The following is a 945-nucleotide window of genomic DNA, read 5'->3' on the forward strand; positions in this document are numbered from 1 at the left end:
CGCATAGATAAAGAGTATACAGGTTATGTTGAAAATTATAGCCTTCGTATGTTTAATAATAAATTTTTATTTAAGGGTGGAGTTGACTGTTTTTTTATATTGATAAAGGAGTCATTTCTGGTAATTTTAAGTGTTATAATAAAAAAGACTTAGTGTATTATGGGGAGTATAAAAATAATTTACTAGATGGCGTTGAAGTCGTTTTTGATATTACAGGAAAAAAAATACTAAGTAGCTTATATTGGCATAATGGTAAAAAACAAGGAGTAAAGGTATTTTTAACTCAAAATGGGTTTGATAATGTATATGAATTTTTTGATGATAATGGGCTCTGGATTAAAAAAATATTTAATTATTTTAGAGATGGTGGTGATAAAGATATTGGAGCCAGTTTTAGTATTGTTAGAGTTGTAAATAAGCATAAAGAAACTGCAAGATTATATCCGTATATATATGTTAAGCATGGAGATGAAATTAGGTATAACCATGAAGGTAAAATAATTACCCGTATTGTATGGGTATATGGCCAGACAACAAATGCTAAAGTTTATGATTACGATTTAAATAATAATAGAATATTACTTTATAAAGGACGTACTATTCCGTATGAAAAACCATTTCCAGATTTAATTAGTGATGACTTTGATTACTCGGTGAAATTTAATTTCCATAGAAGCGATATAAGTACAATCAGTAATTTAGACTATATTCTTCTTGGAAAGCTAGCGAAAGATGGCATTGAAAAAGTGTACTTAAACGGCGAATATTACGGGCAAGTACTGTGGGTTAATGGGCATCCACGATCTTATGCAATAAAGCTTAAAAAAGAGGATGGAAATTATATTTTTTTATTTAATGATGCACGTTTTTCAGTAAATTACTGTATAATGCCTTTTTTTAATATGAATTATTATAACTTTTATAGACGAAGTAAAGTTGTAACTG

General features: G+C 28.1%; 1 protein-coding gene. It reads left to right on the forward strand.

Annotated elements, in window-relative coordinates; all coding sequences use genetic code 11:
* Positions 1 to 152: 152 nt before the first annotated feature.
* Positions 153 to 945: hypothetical protein (locus tag VQ643_RS16265; protein WP_414201554.1), on the forward strand; the 793-nt coding region annotated here is incomplete at its 3' end.

It is taken from the genome of Pseudomonas sp. F1_0610 (assembly GCF_047470865.1).
Lineage (GTDB): Bacteria > Pseudomonadota > Gammaproteobacteria > Pseudomonadales > Pseudomonadaceae > JAZDRH01.